The organism is Oceanobacillus sp. FSL W8-0428 (assembly GCF_038004405.1).
GTDB classification, from domain to species: domain Bacteria; phylum Bacillota; class Bacilli; order Bacillales; family Amphibacillaceae; genus Oceanobacillus; species Oceanobacillus sojae.
This window is the reverse complement of the sequence record NZ_JBBORB010000001.1, coordinates 890,924-911,548: the sequence shown is the minus strand read 5'-3', so window position 1 is coordinate 911,548 and position 20,625 is coordinate 890,924. Positions and strand designations below refer to the sequence as shown.

The following is a 20,625-nucleotide window of genomic DNA, read 5'->3' as shown; positions in this document are numbered from 1 at the left end:
ATGAAGAAAATAGTAGCTTTGGTGGTTGGTGTAGTAGTCTTATTTGTGGCTGCTGTAGTTGTTTTGATGACAGTAGACTTTAACAGAGCAGGAAAAGACAATGTTTATGTGCAGGTTGGTGAACCAGTAAGCGCAGAAGAAGATAAGCTGGATACAGGGGAGATAATGAACACTTATTGGTATGAGCAGCCTGCTTATACAGAAAATGGAGAAGAAATTCAAGTTAGATTCTCTGCACAAAAAGAATTGCGTCAAGGAGCATATCTCATGCTCTATGTGAATAAGGATGATGAAGTTTCTTCGTATGATGAAGTGAAAGAAGAGGAATTGCCGGCTGCTGTGAAAGAAGCGTTGTAGTTCGGCAGAGAGGAGTCTTATAAGGTATAAAGTATTTTTATACCTTATAAGACTTTTTATATTTTCCGGTATACCCGTTCTTTACTTCACTAAAGAAAGCCTTTATGCTTAAGAATAGATAAAGAAAGCGGGTTTAAAGGAGAAGATTTTATATGAAACCTAAAATCCAGGATGTTGCGAAGGTAGCTGGAGTTTCCCCAACAACGGTTTCCCGTGTATTAAATGACAGAGGATATATCAGCAGTAAAACGAAAGAAAAAGTGTTTGAAGCAATGAAGGAAATCAATTATGTCCCCAATGACCTTGCGCGTTCCTTGTATAACAAGCGCAGTTACTTAATCGGTGTGATTGTTCCTTCCACCAGCAATCCCTTTTTTGGAGAATTAGTTGCCTATATTGAAAATATTTGTGATGAAAGAGGCTATAAAGTTCTGCTCTGTAATAGTCTTCATGAAGCAGATAAAGAGAAGAAATATTGGGAAATGCTGCGTCGCAATCAGGTGGATGGTGTAATTGTGGTTACTTATAATCGCGGATTGATAGATAAGAAACAGCAATTTCCTGCAGTTGCAATTGACCATTATTTAGCAGAGAATATTCATGTTGTCAGCTCAGACAACTTTCAAGGGGGAGAAATGGCGAGCAGAGAGCTGATAAAAGCAGGATGCAAAAAAATTATTCATATTAATGGAGATGCCAGCTTGGAAACACCGGCAAATAATAGACAATACGCATATGAAAAAGTGATGCAGGAGGCTGGAAGAACTGCGGAAACCTATCATATTCCTGATGTTGCCTTTTTAGAGAGTAATATTGATATCATCAAACAGCTTTTCAAGGAGCGTCCAGATGTAGATGGTATTTTTGCAAGTGATGATTTGCTGGCTGTCCGTACAATGCAGTATGCTGAAAGTCTGGGTTATCGTGTACCGCAGGATTTAAAAATTATCGGTTATGATGGGACAAGTCTAATCCGTTCCATTTATCCTAAGTTAACGACGATTATTCAGCCTACATATCAAATCGCGGAAAATGCTGTAGAGACATTGATTCAGGAGATTGATGGGAAAACGCATGATACGAAAGAAAAAACATTCCCGGTTTCCCTTTGGAAAGGAGAAACAACAGGGGGATAAAAGTGAAAGAATATTTCTCAATCTACTTTTAGAAAAAATAAAAAAGCAACGCAGTAAGAAAAATCTGCTATAATAATCAAACATATAACAGAGATAGGAGTGTTATCCAAGATGATAGGAGCAATTGAAGCAGGTGGAACAAAGTTTGTATGTGCAGTAGGGAATCCGGACGGCACTATATTAGATCGAACTGCTTTCCCAACAACAACACCGGAAGAGACATTAGCAAAAGTGGAGGAATTCTTTTCGAAGCATAAAATTGAAAAATTAGGAGTAGGAGCTTTCGGGCCAATCAATTTGCGTGCAGGCAGTGATAATTATGGCGCGATTGAAAATACGCCTAAAATTCCTTGGCGTTACTATCCGCTTATGGAAGAGCTTGAAAAACGCTTTAATGTCCCTGTAGCAATCAATACAGATGTTGTTGTTGCTAGTATGGGAGAATATGAATATGGTATTGGAAAAGATGTCTCGAGCTGTCTTTACATAACAGTAGGTACAGGTATCGGAGCAGGTCTTGTTCAAGATGGGAAACCATTCCAGGGGAAAAACCATTCAGAAATGGGACATGTTTTATTAAAAAAACATCCAGAAGATACATTTGAAGGAGCATGCCCAAGTCATGGCACGTGTTTAGAGGGGCTGGCTGCAGGACCGGCAATTGAAGCCCGTTATGGCCGAAAAGGAGCAGACTTGGCTGATCAGGATCATGTCTGGGAAATAGAAGCGTATTATCTTGCGCAGGCAATAATGGACTATTTTGTTATACTTTCACCAGAAAAAATCATTCTCGGCGGAGGAGTGATGAAACAGGAAAAGCTCTACCCAATGATTCGTGAAAAATTTATGGAATTATTGAATGGCTACATTGAAGTGGAAAATGTAGATGAATTAATTGTTGCTCCAGGATTGAATGATGAACAGGGTGTCAAGGGCTGTATTGCTCTGGCAGTAAAACAATAATTTTAGTGGAGATGAATCAAAGGCTGAGAGTATTGCCGGATTCATCTTTTTTTAATTGTCAGGAGATTATTAAACTATTTATAAAAAAGCTGTACCCACATTTGAATGATAGATTCTTATTTTGAAAGAGGACTAGAGGAGGGAATAGAAAAGCTGTCAAAAAAAGCAATCAAAAAGTGAGCAGCTTCTTCACAGAAGTTTCACATTTCTATTACTTAAAAATAATTTATGAAAATTCATGTCAACCGGTTGACATATTTACTGAAATATAAGATGATAGTACATAGAAATTACTGATACCGTTTTCAATGGTTTTCATAAATATAAGATAATTTTAAGAGAGGGAGATTTTAATGTCATATCAAGAAAAACATCGACCACAGCTTCATTTCACACCAAAGGAAAACTGGATTAATGACCCGAACGGCCTTGTTTACTATGAAGGAGAGTATCATTTATTTTATCAGCGCAACCCGAATGCTAATGATCATGCAGATATGCACTGGGGACACGCAACAAGCACAGACCTGTACCATTGGGAAGAACATGGGATTGCTTTAGCTCCAGATGAATTAGGAACGATATTCTCCGGATCAGCAGTCGTAGATAAAAATAATACAAGTGGCTTGTTTGAAAACGGTTCCGGAGGATTGGTCGCAATATTTACACATGATGGCGAGAGTCAGCAGCAAAGTATCGCCTACAGTAAAGATAAAGGAAGAACTTGGACAAAGTATGAAGGGAACCCAGTTATTCCAAATACAAAAATAAAGGATTTTCGTGATCCAAAGGTTTCCTGGCATGAAGACAGTGAGCAATGGGTAATGGTATTAGCGTGTGGAGACCATATTCAGTTTTATGGTTCACCTAATTTAATTGATTGGACATATCTATCGTCATTTGGAAAAGAATATCCTTCCCATATCGGTGTTTGGGAATGTCCAGACCTGCTTTATTTACCGGTAGAGAACAGCTCTAAAAAGGAATGGGTTCTTATTGTAAGCATTAATGATGATGGGCCTAATGGAGGTTCGGCAGTTTATTACTTTACGGGAAGCTTTGATGGAAAAGAATTTCATCCGAATGAAAAATCGGAGGATGCCTTAAAATGGGCAGACACAGGAAAAGACTTTTACGCGGCAGTCAGCTGGGATAATACAGAAGACACGTACTGGATTGGCTGGATGAATAATTGGCAGTACGCAGGGGTTGTTCCTGTATCTCCTTGGCGCAGTGCAATGAGTCTGGTGCGGAAGATGTCTTTAAATGAAGTAGGTGGAGATCTTTTCTTAAAGCAAGAACCGATTATCACAGATAACAATAAAGAAGTAATATCTTATCAGAATATAGACATTCAGACGGATACAACAAAAAGCTATGGAATTAGTGATACTGGACAAGTAAATCTACAGATTTCTAAAACGTCAGCCAGCACGAAATGGGGCATGAAATTTGTTACAGATCAAGATGAAGTATTCTGTTTAGAACTCAATAAAGCAGAAGACACCTATACGCTCTACCGTACTGAAGGATTAACCGACTTTTCAGAGGATTTTCCGGAAGAAATAAAAGGCAGCTTACATGGCTTGGATGTTCAGGAGCTGCAAGCGATTATTGATAGATCATCCGTAGAGATATTTTTAAATAAAGGATTGAGCGTATCTACAAATCTGATTTATCCAAAAGGAACAGTAGTGCAACTGGAAATATTCACTGTAAATGAAGCATTGCAGATAGAAAATATAACATGTACAAACCTGAATTCTATTTGGAAATAATATCGGCTGGGTAGTGGAGTAAAACTGCTCCTCCCCCAGTATATAAAGAAAGGATCTTATAGAAATGGATTTTTTAAAGAACAGTAAGTATTGGTTTTCATCCGGTTATCTCTTTTTCTTCTTTATTACGTGGTCTATCTGGTGGTCCTTCTATGCAATTTGGCTGAATAACAGTCTTGGATTGACTGGCGCACAGGTAGGGACAATTTATTCGTTCAACTCATTCTTTTCTTTATTCTTTATGATTCTTTATGGGTATATGCAGGATAAGTTGGGCACGAAGAAAAATCTGGTCTGGTTACAGAGTGTGGTACTGGTTTTTATCGCACCATTTGTTGTTTATGTATATGAACCTTTACTTTTAAATAATTTTTATGTTGGTGCAGCGGTCGGCGCTATCTATTTAGGAGCAGGCTTTATTGCCGGGGCAGGATTTTTGGAATCCTTTACTGAAAAACTGAGCCGTAAATACGATTTTGAATTTGGGAAAGCACGGATGTGGGGTTCCTTAGGCTATGCTGTTGCTGCCATCGGTGCAGGAGCATTAATGAGCATTAACCCGCATATTAATTTCTGGATTGCATCAGGAACAGGAGTTATCTTTCTTTTAATTAACGTATTTTTTAAGGTGGAAGTTTCCAAAACGGAAGAAAAAAGTGTTTCTAATATATCTATGAAAGATATCCGCTTTTTATTTTCAAATAAGGTATTCTGGTTTTTAATTATATATCTGTTTGGAACAGTATGTATTTATACAGTGTATGACCAGCAGCTCTTCCCAGTATACTTTGTAAGCTTGTTCTCCGGAGCTGGTGCCGATGGTAATACAGTTTATGGAATCTTAAACTCCGCACAAGTATTTGTGGAGGCCATCTTCTTATTTCTGGCACCATTTATCGTTAACAAGGTCGGAATTAAGCGTTCTCTTGTATTGGCAGGAAGTATCATGGCATTCCGTATCATTGGTTCAGCAATGGTCACAGGCGGATTTGGTATTTCATTTATGAAAATGCTTCACGCAGTTGAATTACCAATCCTATTGATTGCAGTGTTTAAATATATCGCTGCGAACTTTGATGTACGGCTATCTGCAACCGTTTATCTAATTGGATTTAAGGTATCGAGTGAAATTGGTGTTATTGTTTTTTCTGCATTAGTTGGCTGGATTTATGACCAGACCAGCTATGAGACAACATTTTATATTCTGGGTGCGATTGTAGTATTATTTGTTATCTTCTCGATTTTTGCATTGAATAACAATAATAAAGAACAAAAATTAGATGAGCATGAATTTGCGATGGCAAAAGATTAAATAAAAAGCGATGAACTGATTGCGCAGTTCATTGCTTTTTTCTATGCAGAAAAATGCATCTGCCGGAAGAACACAGGAATAATATTTGGCATTTAAAATTTTTTTGTAGAAAAAGAAGGAGTTTACGAATAAAAGGCGAAATTAACTATTTGGAAGGGTTTTCAAAATTAAAAAGAAATCATTTAAGTGTTGTTCTCTTTGAAGAACTTTTTTTATAAAGCAATACATTATAACGTTATGATTTAAAGTGAGCAGCATATATTATGAAGGGGTGAAGACATTTGGATATTTTGTTTAAGGGTGATGTGGAAAATCTGCGCTCAGGAATTGAGGAATTACAGGATGCTTTTGGATTTACTGTTGCGGAAAAAGGAGGAACAAAGCTGACGGGCAAGCAGGATAATCATGTCAAAGGGTTAATCGTAGAATTTGATAAAGGAGCCGGAACAATTACCTATCAGCAGCCATGTCATTTTTTCAGAGCGCTGGGTTTAGTTTTAGAAGAGTTAAACAAAGGAAATAAACAGATTAGTATTCAGGAGGAGATGCAGTTTTCCAGTGTAGGACCTATGTTTGATCTATCGCGTAATATGACAATGAAGCTGTCTACTTTAAAGGATTTTATCCGGAAATTAGCGGTGATGGGTCATAATGCAGCTATGCTGTATATGGAGGATACATATGAAGTAGAAGAAGAGCCTTATTTTGGTTATATGCGCGGGCGCTATAGTGAAGAGGAGCTGCGGGAGCTGGATGATTATGCAAATCAATTTGGAATAGAGCTGATTCCTTGTATTCAGACTTTGGCACATTTAGAGGAGTTTCTCAAATGGGATGCAGCTTATAAATATAAGGATACGCGGGGGGCTTTATTATTAGAGAGTGACGATACGTATAATTTATTGGACCGTATGATTGCTGCAGCAACAAAGCCTTTCCGGAGCAATCGTATTCATATCGGCATGGATGAAGCGGAAGAGGTAGGGCGTGGCAGATATTTAAATATCAATGGGTTTAAAAACCGCTTTGATTTAATGAAGGCACATTTGGATAAGATTGTGGAGATAACTGATAAATATCATCTGCATGCTGTAATGTGGAGTGATATGTTTTTAAAACTGGCTTCCGAAACGGGGGACAGCTATGACAAAACGACTGACTTACCAGAGTATATTGTTAATCAGCTGCCAGATAATGTGCAATATATGTATTGGCAGTATGCTCAAGCAGATAAAGAGCATTATAAGCGAATGCTGCAGCAATTGAAGCGTTTTGGCAGTACGCCGGCATTTGCTGGCGGCATGTGGGTGTGGAATACATTTGCCCCTAACTATCAAATTTCCCTGACTGCCAGTGAACCTGCACTTACTGTCTGCAAGCAGGAGGGCATTGAAGATGTTTTTGTGACACTTTGGGGAGATGATGGCTATGAGAACAATGTATACAATGCTCTTTATGGACTGCAATATTATGCTGAACATGCCTATCATCCAGAAATAGATGTAAATCATGTAAAGGAACGTGCTCTGTTTTGTACCGGAATTGATCCAGATGCACTTTTGGCGTTGAATAAAATGGATCAGCCGCCGGGTGTGGACAAAGGGAATACATTGCAGACCAATCCTTCTAAATTCTTATTATGGCAGGATGTGCTGCTGGGCTTATTTGATAAGCATGTTGAAAAGATGGACGTAGGAGTGTTTTATGAGCAGCTTGCGGAGGAAATCAGACAATATAATCAGCAGACCCCGGGTGGTTTCTTTGATGTGCCGGAAAAGCTTTGTCGGGTCCTTGCGAAAAAAGGAAATTTAGGTGTCGAATTGAAAGCAGCTTATGATGCAGCCGATAGAGAAAAACTGCAGGATATTGCCGGGAGAGTTATACCAGAGGTAATAGAGCGTGTGAAGACACTTCAAGCTGCTCATCGAAAGCAATGGCTATGCTTAAACAAACCTTTTGGCTGGGAAGTAATTGATATCCGTTATGGAGGATTATTACAACGGTTAGATACAGCTTGTGTACGAATCAATGAGTATATAAAGGGCGATGTGGATGAAATTGATGAGCTGGAGCAAGAGAGATTATATTACTCTCCAAATGTAGAGGAATCCAGCGGCTTAGGCTGGTGCAGTTATTATTACCGGATGGCTTCACCTAATGTATTCTTCCATGTACTGCCAATTTATTAAAAAGTCAAAATTACTCTAATTTTAGCTATGAGTATTTCAATAAGGAGGAAATCAGATGGATAATCAGTATACAGAAGTGCTTGTCGGCTGTTATGGAGAAGGTGGTTCAGCATGTATTCATTGGTTAAAAATACATGCTGAATCTGGTGAAATTGAACGTTTGGGAGAGAGGAACGGTATTGTTAATCCATCCTTTTTAGCGAAGCATCCGGTAAAAAATCGGGTGTATGCGGTCAGTGAAGTGGAAGATGGAGAAGTGGTCTGCTATGAACTGGATGATGAAAATCATCGTCTGAAAGAAGAAGGGCGTTTACCGACGCATGGTGGACCGTGTTACGCGGAGGTAAGTGACTGCGGAAATTATTTATTTGTCAGCAATTATTCAAGAGCCGGCGTTGTTGTTTATGCTTTGGATGAAAAGGGAGATCTGCAGAAAGAGGTGGAATATATTGATTTCACCTCTGCAAATAATCAAGACTCTCATATACATACAGTCCGGCAAATTCCAAAGACTTCTTTTGTTATCATGACAGATATTGGCGAAAGTAGATTATATATTTATCAATGGGATGAAAAGCAGATGCGTCTGTTGCCATCCCAAAGCATTACAATACCAGAAAAAGCCGGACCAAGGCATATCGCTTTTCATCCTGATATGCCAGTGCTGTATGTTGCCAATGAATATCGATCAAGTGTATTGGTATATCAGTATGTTGATCGGGCAGCTTCTATACAGTGCATTCAGGAAATTGAAACAGTAAATAATTTGAAGAATTATGGTGCAGAAATTCAATACTTTGATGGTAAAGTGATTACCTCTAATAGAGGATCAGATTCGTTGACTCTTTTTCATGTGAGAGAAAATGGCAGATTGGAAAAAGAGATCTCTATTCCTGTAAGTGGAGAATGGCCCAGACATTTTTGTAGTAATCAATTGATAAATAATCAATTATTTGTTTGTAATCAGAATAGTAACAATATAACAGTCCTCCATCAAAAGAACGATACATATTCAATAACAAATGATACATTTATCATTCAAAAACCTGTGTGCATCATTGGTGTATAACTATTAAGATATCCTTTGATAAAGTGATGTTAAAGCGTTTAGAGCTGGTTCTACAAAAAGAGACAAAAAATTTATCTTAATCATTATAATGTTATGTTGACACTTTGATAAAATAGTGATACTATTTTGAATAAGCAAAATAATATGCATCTAAGATTATTAATTTGAAAAAGGAGTGGTAGATTAAAAAGTGAAATATAGAAGGTATCTGATTGTAAAAGAAACTTCTATTAAAGCCGGCCGCAACTTACGGTGAACATAGAAGCCACCGCATTATGCGGAATCTCGTTTTACATTTTTTCTACTTAAAAAGGGGGTTCATTATGTTAAAGAAATTGTTTTTCTTAATAGCAACTCTTGTTTTTGTAAGCGCTTTATATGCATGCAGCAATGATGATGGCGGTGACAGCGATGGTAAAGAAGGAGAAGCAGCAAGCGGTGATAACGTCAATGCGGAAGGATTCCCGATTGTTGATGAAGAATTAGAGCTCACCTTCTTTGCGAACAAGCCCGCACAGAATGAAGGCAATGACTGGAATGATATTTTAATTTGGAATGAATACAGAGATCTAACAAATATTGATGTGAATTGGAATCTGGTTAGTCCTGATGCTTTAGAGGAAAATCGAAACTTAGCATTAGGAAGCGGAGACCTGCCGGATGCTTTCTTTTTAGCACAGCTGACGAATACAGATTTATTACGTTATGGTTCCCAAGGTTCTTTTTTAGCATTAAATGACTTAATCGATGAATATGCACCAAATTTAAAAGCACTTATGGAAACTGACCCGACAATTGAAAAAGCAATTACTTTCCCGGATGGCAATATTTATTCTATGCCGGCATTGATTGAAGAGGATTTCCTTTCTTTACGGCTGAGTGCAAGACCTTGGGTTAATGAGGAATGGCTGAATGAGCTGGATATGGATATTCCGGAAACAACTGGCGAATTCTATGAATACTTAAAAGCTGTAAAAGAACTTGACCCAGCAGGAAATGGATCAACAATTCCTTATGGCGGAACAGCAATTGTTGAGCTTGTTCAATGGCTTTCCGGATCATTTGGAGTAATGAATCATGGCCCATCAAATACAAACCTGGACTTAGATCCAAATGATGAATCACAAGTCCGTTACTATGCAACAACAGATGAATATAGAGAAATGATGGAATATATTAATATGCTTTATGAAGAAGGATTAATTGATCAGAGTATTTTTACGATTGAGTGGGGACAATTCCTTGCAAATGCATCAGATAATCTGTATGGAAGTATGATTTTCTATGATCCAATTGAGTTATTTGGAGACGAAATAGGGTCTCAGTATAATAGTTTAGCAGCTTTAGAAGGTCCAGACGGACACCAGTCTTATAATAAGCTTTCGTCCTCTGTATGGGATCCTTCTAACCTGGTTATTTCGAGTGATAACCCGAATCCAGAGGCAACTGTACGATGGATGGATTATTTCTACGGTGATGAAGGTGCAGAGCTTTACTATATGGGAGTCGAAGGGGAAACATTTGAAGTGGAAGATGGAGAAGCTGTTTATAGCGATCATATCTTAAATCCAGAAGGAGATATGACATTTGAACAAGCAATTGCCCAGGATTTAACATGGCTTGGTTCTATCAGCGGAATTATTAAAGAAGATTACTTCCAAGGTGGAGAAACAGCACCACAATCATTGGCAGCCGCTGAAAAAATCGAACCGCAGGTAATTGATGAGGTATGGCCAAGATTTACTTTCACAGATGAAGAAAACCGTATTCTTCAATCGACAGGTGAAGATATTAACAAGTATGTTGAAGAAATGCGCGACAAATTTATTACAGGCGATGAAGATTTAGATGGCTGGGATAACTATGTCCAAACGATTGAGCAGATGGGAATGGAAGAATTACTGGAGGTTTACCAGGCTGCATACGATCGTTATCAATCTAACTAAATTGTAGATAATTCGTTTCGCGGGGTGAGAGATCAGCATGTGTTCCTTAAAAGCATCCCGCTAAATATCACATCGAGAGGGCAGTATATCTCATGCCCTCTCTTTTTTAAGAGAATAAAAAAGTATAAAATGCTGAGGATAGCCCGCGGAAAGTGACTGCACGTAGCGGACCTCTCCACGGCAAGAACACCAGTATTTTAAAGACCAAGTGATTTTCTTGGTTTTTCTAAAGGAAATAATAGGAAAGCAGATATGTGATACAACATGAGTATGGGTTACATAAGACATGAAAACAGGATTTTGCTGCGATGATGTTCATAACCTGGTTGCAGTATTCCATATGAAGAAGGAGGTCTACTGAAAGATGGCAAAAGACCAATCCATACAAAGGGGTAAAAGGGCCACAATCAAGAAGAGTTTTCAGCGTAACTGGCAGCTTTACCTTTTCATGATGCCAGTCTTTTTGTACTTTTTTATATTTCATTATATTCCGATGTACGGCGTGCAGATTGCCTTTAAAGATTATTTTGCGACACTTGGTATCTGGGGAAGTGAATGGGTAGGATTTGAACATTTTGAGCGTTTCTTCAGCTCCTATTATTTTTGGAGGCTGCTCAAAAATACAATCATTTTAAACCTGTATATGCTTGTATTGTTCCCGCTGCCGATTATTTTAGCTCTGGCATTTAATGAACTCAGAAATGGTGCATTTAAAAAATGGACACAGACTTTAACTTACGCACCACATTTTATTTCTGTTGTAGTAGTTGTTGGAATGCTTGTAGCTTTTCTGGATCCAAATACGGGTTTAATAAACCACTTTCTGCGTGCACTTGGGGTAGATTCAATTCCATTTTTAACAAGCCCAGACTGGTTCCGCCATATCTTTGTATGGTCAGGCCAATGGCAGACACTTGGATGGAGTACGATTATTTATCTGGCTGCGCTGGCAGGTGTAAATCCGGAACTGCATGAAGCTGCAAAAGTAGATGGTGCAACGCGCATGCAGAGAATTTTGAGAATTAATATTCCAAGTATTATGCCGACAATTGTGATTCTATTTATTTTAAATATCGGGAATTTCATGCAAATTGGTTTTGAAAAAGTGCTCTTGATGCAGAATACACTAAACTCAGAGACTTCTGATGTTATTCAGACCTTTGTGTATGAGACAGGTATATTGGAAGGTCAATACAGCTTTGCTGCTGCTGTAGGATTATTTGAATCAGCTATTAATATTGTCCTTTTAATTACCGTAAACCAAATTGCACGTAAAGTCAGTGAGAACAGCCTATGGTAGGGAAGGAGATGCCTGATGTCAAAATTCAGTTTGTCGGATAAAGCGTTTGATCGAATCAATTTTCTATTCGTCCTGCTTATAACGTTAATCATTATTTATCCACTAATATTTGTGATTAGTGCGTCGATTAGTGATCCCCATGCTGTAAATACAGGAAAGATGTGGTTATGGCCGGTAGATGTGACATTTGAGGGCTTTCAACGTGTATTTCAGAATGATGCTATTTGGATAGGATATAAAAATACAATCCTTTACACAGCGGTCGGTGTTATTGTTCACTTGTTTGTTCTCTTACCGGCAGCCTATGCGTTATCACGGAAAGAATTAATGGGCAAGAAAGCCTGGCTGTGGTTTATATTATTCACCATGTTATTTAATGGCGGGTTAATCCCTACGTATTTAGTTGTCCGCAATCTGCAAATGCTGGATACTATGTGGGCAATTGTTATCCCTGGCGTAGTTGGTGCCTGGTCTATCTTAGTTGCAAGGACTTTCTTCCAGCAGACAATACCTGATCAGCTGGTGGAAGCAGCTAAAATTGATGGAGCAAGTGATATCTATTTATTTTTCAAAGTAGTTTTACCATTATCCATGCCGATTATTGCAGTTATGGCACTGTTCCACGGTGTCGCATTATGGAATCAATATTTTAACGCTCTGATTTATTTAAGGTCAGAAGATAAGTTTCCACTCCAGCTCATACTGAGGCAGATTCTCATACTGAATGAAGTAAGTGCTGATAGTGCTTCCAGTGCTGCAGGAAGCGCTCAATCCTTTGCAGATCAAATAAAGACGGCCTCTCTGGTGAAATATGCGGTTATTATTGTGTCAGCACTGCCGTTACTTATTGTTTACCCGTTTTTACAGCGCTTTTTTGTAAAGGGTGTATTGATCGGATCAGTGAAGGAATAAACCAGGGTCATGCCAGTCCATATTTTTAAAGAAAAGGAGAGATTATGATGGCAGAAGTAGCTCGTGGATATTATATATTTGCAATTTGGATAACCCGTCTTGCTTATCTGAATATATTATGGGTTCTATTTACGATTGCAGGTCTTCTTTTCTTTGGAATCATGCCTGCAACTGTTGCGATGTTTGCTATTGTCCGCAAGTGGCAGAGAGGCGAGGATGAGATTCCGGTTTTTACAACATTTTGGGGAGTTTATCGTAAGGAATTTTGGAAAGCAAACAGTATTGGAATAATTCTGCTTCTGCTTGGATATTTCTTTTCAATTCAATTTCAAATTCTCGGTGCACAGAGCGCATTGGTCTATCAGATGGCTCAATTTTCTATCGTTATCGTCTTTGCTTTATTGACTATGCTCGTAATTTATTTATTCCCAATCTATGTCCATTTTGATTTGAAAGCGATGCAATATTTAAAATGGCCGCTGATTGTATCTATTGTCCATCCGATTCTCACAGTGTTTTTACTAGCTTGTATCGGCTTGACCGGTTATTTTATCTTCCAAGTATTCCCGGCAGTGCTTTTCTTTTTTGGTGGCAGCCTTTCTGCTTACTTTATAACTTGGGGAGTATCTAAAACATTTTCCAAGTATGAAGCAGCAATATAAATAAAGAAATATAGAAATAAGAAATAGCATTGAGCGGAGGGGGATGGAAGATGATACAAGTGATAAAAAATGCATCACTTACAAATGGGCAAAAAGTAGATATTTTAATAGAAAATAGTCGAATAAAAGATATAGTTGCAAATGCAGGAGGTTTCTATCCAGTGCTGTTAGATGCAGAAGGAATGTTTGCTTCCCCCGGATGGATTGATTTACATACACACGCTTTTCCGAAGTATAAGCCTTATTGCGCCTCACCTGATAAAATTGGTTATCAAACTGGTGTCACAACTGTAGTTGATGCTGGGAGCAGCGGTGCAAATACGATAGAGGAATTTTACCAAATTGCAAAAACAGCAAGAACAAGGGTGCTTGCATTCCTGAATATTTCACGGATTGGTTTAGAACGAATAGATGAATTAGCCAATTTAGATGAGGTTTCCTGGGATGCAATAAACAATGCTGTAAATGCTTATCCATCCTTTATAATCGGCTTAAAAGCAAGAATGAGTGCAAGTGTTATAGGTGATAGTGGATTAAAGCCGCTGCAGCTTGCGGCAAGGTACAGTACAACGTTAAATAAACCGCTGATGGTTCATATTGGCAGTGCACCGCCAATGCTGCATGAGATTTTATCGCTGTTAAATAAAGGAGATATTCTCACACACTGTTATCATGGGAAAAGTCCCAATCATATTTTTCAGAACAATGGGGAGGTTGAGGCTGCTCTAGCTGAAGCTGTACGAAGAGGAGTCTATCTTGATGTCGGTCATGGAAAATCAAGCTTTTCGTTTCCGATTGCAAAAAAAGCAAAGGAGGCCGGAGTACATTTTGATACAATCAGTACAGATATTTATGAGGAAAATCAGATAAACGGACCGGTATACAGTATGGCTGATACATTAACTAAATTTTTAACATTAGGCTATTCACTGGAAACCATTATCCGTGCAGTGACAGAAACGCCGGCATATGTTTTAAACCAGCCTGAGCTGGGGAATTTTAATCGTGGTTCCTGTGCAGAATTTACTTTTTTTACAGTAGAAAACGAGACGAAGATACTGATAGATTCTTTAGGAAATGAAATCATTACAAACCAGGTGATTAAACCGCAGGCAGTTTTTCTTGGCGGGGAGTACATTGAACTGGAGAAGCATTATTCCTATGAAGTATAGAAGATAGATACGTATGTCTTTTTAAAGTTTCTGTTTCAGGTGATGGGATAGGTATCATATTTAATTATTTGTTTTTTCTCTTGCCTACAAAGTTTAGTGTAGTTATGATTACTGATACAATAAGAAGAAATACGAAAAAATATTTACAGAACGGCAACTTTAGTTATACTTATACTAAAGCTTATAGGATAATTATTCTCTCTTAGCTATAAAAGGGCATCACACAGCACTATGCGGAAGTTTTGACATCGGATGGATCAGTGGATTTGGATACAGAAAGGTAGAGATTACAATGAAGCTAAATTTAAGACAAGGGTCTTTATACTTGCAGGTAAAGGATATACTGAAGGAAAGAATTATCAACGGGCAGTACCCGAAAAATAGTTTAATTCCTTCAGAACCGGAGCTGGAGAAGGAATTTGAAGTAAGTAAAATTACGATTCGCAGGGCGGTAGAGCAGTTAGCTCAGGAAGGATATGTGGAGAAGAGAAGCGGTATTGGTACAACAGTACTTGCTAACCAAGCTGTTTCTAAGCTTTCAAAAGGACAGCGTTTTTCTGAATATCTGATTGGAGAAGGTCATCAATTAGGCAAAAAACTGATCGAGGTTACCAAAGTAGAGGATATCATGCCGCAGGTCAGCGCTTTAGCAGGAGATGGTGCATATTGTGTGGAGCGTCTTTATACATTAAATGAAGAGCCATATATCCATTTCAGGCATTATATCCCGTCATCCATTAATTTGCCAAACGACCCGAATGTATTTGTGAATTCATTGTATGATATGCTATATCAGGAGGGGATTCGTTTTTTCCGGTTTAAAGATGAATTCAGTGTGTCCGTTCCAGAGCCTTCTATTGCCGAGATGCTGGAAATTGAACTTCAGCCGTTACTGCAGCGTGAGCGTTTTTCGTATGATGATCGTGACAGGCTGGTAGAATATTCCGTTGCTTATTATCGTACGGATTTGCATAAGTATATTGTAAATTTTAATGTATAAACAAAAGCGTACCCATTTCAGGTACGCTTTTGTTCTCTCTCAATATAGCTTTAACTTTCTTTATTTTGGGAAGGCAAGTCACTTTCCATAACTTCTTTTAAAATCAGAGCATGATTATGCTCCTTATCCTTGGCTGCGTACAATAAGATAACACGTTGCTTTTTTTGCAGCTCTTGAAGCTCAGATAATTTTTTTATCTTCTCATCATCATTTAGCAATTCTTTTTTATACGCTTTTTTAAAATCCTCAAATTTTTCAGGATCATGGTTAAACCATTTTCTTAAATCTGGCGTAGGTGTTACTTCTTTTGCCCAATCATCCAGCTTTGCTTCTTTTTTTGAAATTCCCCTGGGCCAGACTAAATCAACTAAAACTCGATAGCCGGTCTCATTCGATTTTTCATAGATACGCTGCAGTACGATAGACATTCATAATTCCACCTTTCCAATCAAGTGTGCTTTCCTTCAATATACCATGTACATGTTCAGAACTCTATTGATTGATTCTCAGATCTCAGAAAACGTTGTAAATAAAACTTCGGGAAATAGATGGTTTATGCTTCGTGCTTTCTTTTTCTTGATAAGAACAGCAGAGCACCGCCCGCAATAATAAATGCCAGTCCCCAGATACCTTTCTCAGCATAGTTCAAAGCGGTATCAGGCAGCTTTTCTTCTTTTTTCTTTTCTAAATCTGCTTGTGATTCTGATTCAGCTTTCACTTCAGCAGTTTTTGGTGATACAGCTTTAGACGAGGCTTCGTTTTCATCTGGAGCTTCTTTGTCATTTCTTTTAATAACCACCGTTTCAGATTTTTTTGAGGCCTCTTTTTGAATAGCATTCCCTGTATCAATAACAGTATCGGAATCTACCATTTCCCCGGAAATAATTATATCAGCAAGAAAATCTCCCTGCAGGTTGTAAATATTAACCTTTAAATCTGCATTTTCAAGCTTTGTTAAATGAAATAGTGTCTCCAGTGAAAGGTTTTCTTCTCCCTGATCTGTAACAAGTACAAATTCTGCATGTAATTGGAAAACGTCAAGAAATTCCCTGAAGATAGCCATTAATTCACCAACTTGCCCCGGTGTTAGTTCCTTAATTGTTTCAAATTCAGAAAATGCCATCATTCGGTCAGCTAAATTTAACAATTTCTCAATGGTTTCATCGCTTGTAATGTCAGGAATACTGAGAATATGTTCTTCCAGCCGAAGCAGCTCGTCCTCTGTTAAATTGAATTCCTGCATGAAAAAGCTTAGATCAAAGAAATCATCATCTTCCCAAATGAATTCTCCTTCTAAATCGTAGGATAAATCATCCAAGAAGACATAATTGTTTATATCTAAATCATTATCAGAAATAAGTTTAAGTATATCTTCTTGATCGATTCCGAAATAAGGACCAAGATTACTTAAATCCTTGTTGATTATTTCTCCTAAAAAATCGGATAATTCATCGATAGTTTTAAAATCATTCAAATTGCTTCCATAAAGAGCTAAAGAACTTTCGATATGAGTTTGAGTAACCTGAAAACCGCGAATACTCGTTGCTTCTTTTAAGTAATCTGCCAGCTTTTGCTCAAAATCAGGGTCTCTTGGAATTAATATATATAAATAAAATCCGATATTCATCTCGAGGTCATCTAAGAAAACATAATCCTCCAGAGTTTCTCCAAATTCATTTAGTGTTGCTTCAAGTGCAGCCTGGTCAATATCATAATCATCATAAATCTGTTTTAGATTATTTCCATCTTTACGGATTACGTCTCCTAAGAACTCTTTTAGATCTTCAATTGTATCAAATTCTTCTAAATAAGAATCATAGAGAGACAGAGAGAATTCAATATCTTCTTTTGTGATTGTAAAGCCTCGCTCAATACTAATTTCTTTTAAATAAACATCCAGACTTTTTTGGAAGCTGTTTGATTGTGCGTCAGCAGCTCCAGGTAAAACGACAAACAAAAATAAGAATAATGCAAAAATTTGTGCCGATTTCCTCATTCATTCTCCTCTTTTCAATTAAAATAACTAGCTCAATGATAAAATTATAGCCTCGAAGTCCCTTCCTGGCAATCTATTTTGAAGAATATTTCTATTAATATCCAAAAAATATCAAACATTTAGATCAAAAGTGAAAATTTCTAACTTTTAGCAGCAAACGTTTACAAAATACGAAGGTTATGTCACTATATTGGTATACAAGTATTCATAATTAGATAAAGGAGCTATGCAAGATGAAAGCATTTTATCCAAAGAAGAAGCTAATGAACGAATCAAAAGGGGAACAAGTTGTTGCGGAGCTCCGAATGCGGATTATTTCTCGTGAAGTAAAGGCAGGTACTGTTCTTTCAGAGAATCAATTGGGATCTTTATTTCAAGTCAGTCGTTCTCCGGTCAGAGAAGCTTTGCGTGTGCTGGCGAATGAGAATCTTGTTCGGCCAGAAAGAATGGGAGCAGTTGTCGTTGGCATCTCTGAAAAAAATATTGAAGAAATTTATGATATCCGCTTAATGATAGAGTCCTTTACCTTTGAACGTCTGTTAAAGATGCAGACGGATAATCTTGTTCAAGAGCTAAAAAAAATGATAGAAATGATGAAAATTGCTATTAAATATCAGGATGTTGACCAGTTTTCCTTCCTGGATATTGAATTCCATGAAACAATTATTCAATCAATTGATCATCACCATATTAAGATGCTGTGGAATAATTTAAAGCCCGTCTTAGAATGCCTTATTATTTTATCGATGCGTTACCGGATGATGACCAATGAAAAAGATTTTGAACGTATTCTCTATAATCATGAGCTGATTGTGGAAGCCATTGATAAAAAGGAAAAGAAAATGGTGGATTTAGCTTTTGAGAGGAATTTTCATGATGTACAAAATCAGGTGGAAGCTCTTTGGGTAGATGAGGAAATAATGAAGGTAGTCAGAGAGTATAGTGTGAAGGAGTAGAAAATAAGCTATTTTGTTTCAAAATAGCTTATTTCTGTTTATCTTCAAGTGTTTTTCCTGTCAACGATTTTCCCATCACGCATTTCAATAACTTCATCCACAAAATCCAGCATATCCATATCATGTGTGACCATTAAAACGGTAATATGCCGCTCTTTAGAAAGCTTTTGGATCAGCTTCATCACTTCCTTAGATCTTTTTGAATCAAGACTGGCAGTGGGCTCATCAGCAAAAAGCACCTTAGGGCTGTGAATTATTGCTCTTGCTACCGCAACACGCTGCTTCTCTCCTCCTGATAATGAAGAAGGGGAAGCATCTTTTCGTTTCCACATACCGACAAGCTCTAAAACCTGCTTTATTTCCTTTCTCTGTGCCTGTTTGGAAAGAGGAGATTCAGCAGTCTCAAGCATGAGAGTCAGCTGTTCCTGTACAGTTAAAAAGGGTACTAAGTGTGCAAATTGAAAAATAAAACCAAAATCTTTTGCTCGGATTTGTCGAAGTTCTTCACTTCGCATGGATGTCAGCTCCTGCTGCTCAAAGGAAAGCCGTCCATCTGAGGGTGTCTGTAATCCGGCAGCAATGGTCAGCAATGTACTTTTGCCTGAACCAGAGGCCCCTGTCAGGGCAGTAATTTTCCCTTTTGACAGGGAGATATTAATTCCTTTTAATATTTCCTCTTTTACTTCTCCTTGAGCAAATGTTTTTCGAACGTTCTCCATTGTAAATAAGCTCATTTTACATCTCTCCTTGTTGTATAGCCTGTATTGGTTCTACACGCTTAATTTGAATGCCGGATAATGTTGACCCGATAAATCCAATGATGATAAAAACGAGAGAAAGCAGTCCTGTTGCCTGCCAGGTTAGGTGAAAAGGCATGCCGTTTGGTGCCATCAACTGGAATGCTTGACTGATCGATATAGATAATATCAGAGAGACAGCAGAGATAATAAACATCTGTGCCCACATCATTTGAAACAGCTTGCCTGTTTTTACACCAATAGCTTTTAAAATACCGTAAATACCAAGCTTTTGAACATTAATCATATAGAAGAAGATAGCAAACAGCATCCCGCTGATAACCAGAAGAAAAATAACAATCATATTCAGTGACATTTGTTCCGCACTGTAGCTTGGGATGGTATTTAAGAATTCACTATTTGAGAAGGCTTGCAGCCCTTTAAAAGCTGGTGCACCATCTGTATTTTGTATTGCGGAATCAGCAATAAATGCGATTTGCATCGTATCAGTATGAAATAATGCTTGAAAATCATCTGGATTTATAAATGCTGCAGGGGAGTGGCTATATTTTTCGTGATCGACAAACCCTGCTACTGTTAATGATTGATCCCATTGTTCATTTGTTATCTCGTCTCCAACTGCTATTCCTTCTTCTTCAAGAGATGCATCTAAAATTACTTCACCGGAATTAACCTCCTGAAAATATGCACTGTCTGTTGCAGATACGTAAGCAACACTGCGCTGTTTATCTGAGGGATCTATAAAATTTCCCATCTGAATTGAGAAAAAAGCTGTTTCAGACTGTTTTTTTATTATTTCTTGCTGCTGTTGATCTGACAGACTGGAGAAGCTATAGGTTTCATCTGCTTCCTCCTCCATATAAAATGTTCCATCTGGCAAATTTTTAATCAGTGAAGCATTATCCTGTGAGAGCCCGTTTGCCAGTCCGGATATAATAAAAGTTAATAGGCTGATTAGGAAAACAATCGAGCCTAAGATGGTATAACGTAATTTATTTTTCTTCATTTCCTTCCAAGCCATTTTCATCTTGTTTAAACCTCCTGTATCTTTTGTATATCCAGAAGTATATAAAGGGAATATGAACACAGTATGAACAGGAGTTTTCAAATGAGAATCTA

The 20,625-nt window shown here is 37.8% G+C and carries 18 protein-coding genes; 14 read left to right on the top strand and 4 right to left on the bottom strand.

Annotation, left to right across the window (positions count from 1 at the left end; translation table 11 throughout):
* From MKY30_RS04005 to MKY30_RS03945, 13 genes are all read left to right on the top strand, one after another.
* On the top strand, positions 1-357 hold the full coding sequence (locus MKY30_RS04005; protein WP_341082876.1) for a YxeA family protein: 357 nt from the start codon (positions 1-3) through the stop codon (positions 355-357).
* Between the two features lie 152 nt (positions 358-509).
* Positions 510-1,493, top strand: a complete 984-nt coding sequence (locus MKY30_RS04000; protein WP_339283491.1) for a LacI family DNA-binding transcriptional regulator — start codon at positions 510-512, stop codon at positions 1,491-1,493.
* Between the two features lie 111 nt (positions 1,494-1,604).
* Positions 1,605-2,456, top strand: coding sequence for an ROK family protein (locus MKY30_RS03995; protein ID WP_147211716.1), 852 nt, complete (start codon positions 1,605-1,607; stop codon positions 2,454-2,456).
* 353 nt (positions 2,457-2,809) lie between these two features.
* Positions 2,810-4,234: a glycoside hydrolase family 32 protein gene (locus MKY30_RS03990; RefSeq protein ID WP_341082875.1), complete on the top strand. Its 1,425-nt coding sequence runs from the start codon at positions 2,810-2,812 to the stop codon at positions 4,232-4,234.
* A gap of 64 nt (positions 4,235-4,298) precedes the next feature.
* On the top strand, positions 4,299-5,546 hold the full coding sequence (locus MKY30_RS03985; protein ID WP_147211718.1) for an oligosaccharide MFS transporter: 1,248 nt from the start codon (positions 4,299-4,301) through the stop codon (positions 5,544-5,546).
* A 281-nt stretch (positions 5,547-5,827) separates the two neighbouring features.
* Positions 5,828-7,735 carry a beta-N-acetylhexosaminidase gene (locus MKY30_RS03980; protein ID WP_341082873.1) on the top strand — a complete coding sequence of 636 codons (1,908 nt, stop codon included), beginning with the start codon at positions 5,828-5,830 and terminating at the stop codon, positions 7,733-7,735.
* 55 nt (positions 7,736-7,790) lie between these two features.
* Positions 7,791-8,804 (top strand): lactonase family protein, encoded by a 1,014-nt coding sequence (locus MKY30_RS03975; protein ID WP_341082872.1) that lies wholly within the window; start codon positions 7,791-7,793, stop codon positions 8,802-8,804.
* A gap of 323 nt (positions 8,805-9,127) precedes the next feature.
* Positions 9,128-10,750, top strand: a complete 1,623-nt coding sequence (locus tag MKY30_RS03970; RefSeq protein WP_246145201.1) for an extracellular solute-binding protein — start codon at positions 9,128-9,130, stop codon at positions 10,748-10,750.
* A 364-nt stretch (positions 10,751-11,114) separates the two neighbouring features.
* Positions 11,115-12,050 (top strand): ABC transporter permease, encoded by a 936-nt coding sequence (locus MKY30_RS03965; RefSeq protein ID WP_147211721.1) that lies wholly within the window; start codon positions 11,115-11,117, stop codon positions 12,048-12,050.
* Between the two features lie 15 nt (positions 12,051-12,065).
* On the top strand, positions 12,066-12,962 hold the full coding sequence (locus tag MKY30_RS03960; protein WP_147211722.1) for a carbohydrate ABC transporter permease: 897 nt from the start codon (positions 12,066-12,068) through the stop codon (positions 12,960-12,962).
* Positions 12,963-13,009: 47 nt separating this feature from the next.
* Complete coding sequence (locus MKY30_RS03955) at positions 13,010-13,624, top strand: YesL family protein (RefSeq protein ID WP_147211815.1); 615 nt, start codon at positions 13,010-13,012, stop codon at positions 13,622-13,624.
* 50 nt (positions 13,625-13,674) lie between these two features.
* Complete coding sequence (locus tag MKY30_RS03950) at positions 13,675-14,796, top strand: amidohydrolase/deacetylase family metallohydrolase (protein WP_341082871.1); 1,122 nt, start codon at positions 13,675-13,677, stop codon at positions 14,794-14,796.
* Between the two features lie 292 nt (positions 14,797-15,088).
* Entirely contained in the window at positions 15,089-15,796 is a 708-nt protein-coding gene (locus MKY30_RS03945; RefSeq protein ID WP_156985243.1) for a UTRA domain-containing protein, read from the top strand.
* 50 nt (positions 15,797-15,846) lie between these two features.
* On the opposite strand, the gene MKY30_RS03940 is transcribed toward MKY30_RS03945, so the two are convergent.
* A complete protein-coding gene (locus MKY30_RS03940; RefSeq protein WP_147211725.1) occupies positions 15,847-16,224 on the bottom strand; it encodes a DUF488 domain-containing protein in 378 nt (125 codons plus the stop codon).
* Positions 16,225-16,349: 125 nt separating this feature from the next.
* Positions 16,350-17,792, bottom strand: a complete 1,443-nt coding sequence (locus MKY30_RS03935) for a processed acidic surface protein (protein WP_341082870.1) — start codon at positions 17,790-17,792, stop codon at positions 16,350-16,352.
* 233 nt (positions 17,793-18,025) lie between these two features.
* On the opposite strand from MKY30_RS03935, the gene MKY30_RS03930 reads away from it, so the two are divergent.
* Positions 18,026-18,748, top strand: a complete 723-nt coding sequence (locus tag MKY30_RS03930) for an FCD domain-containing protein (RefSeq protein ID WP_156985241.1) — start codon at positions 18,026-18,028, stop codon at positions 18,746-18,748.
* 44 nt (positions 18,749-18,792) lie between these two features.
* Here the strand turns inward: MKY30_RS03930 and MKY30_RS03925 are convergent, their stop codons facing one another.
* Entirely contained in the window at positions 18,793-19,482 is a 690-nt protein-coding gene (locus MKY30_RS03925) for an ABC transporter ATP-binding protein (RefSeq protein ID WP_341082869.1), read from the bottom strand.
* A gap of 1 nt (position 19,483) precedes the next feature.
* Positions 19,484-20,533, bottom strand: coding sequence for an ABC transporter permease (locus MKY30_RS03920; RefSeq protein ID WP_341082868.1), 1,050 nt, complete (start codon positions 20,531-20,533; stop codon positions 19,484-19,486).
* Between the last annotated feature and the right edge of the window lie 92 nt (positions 20,534-20,625).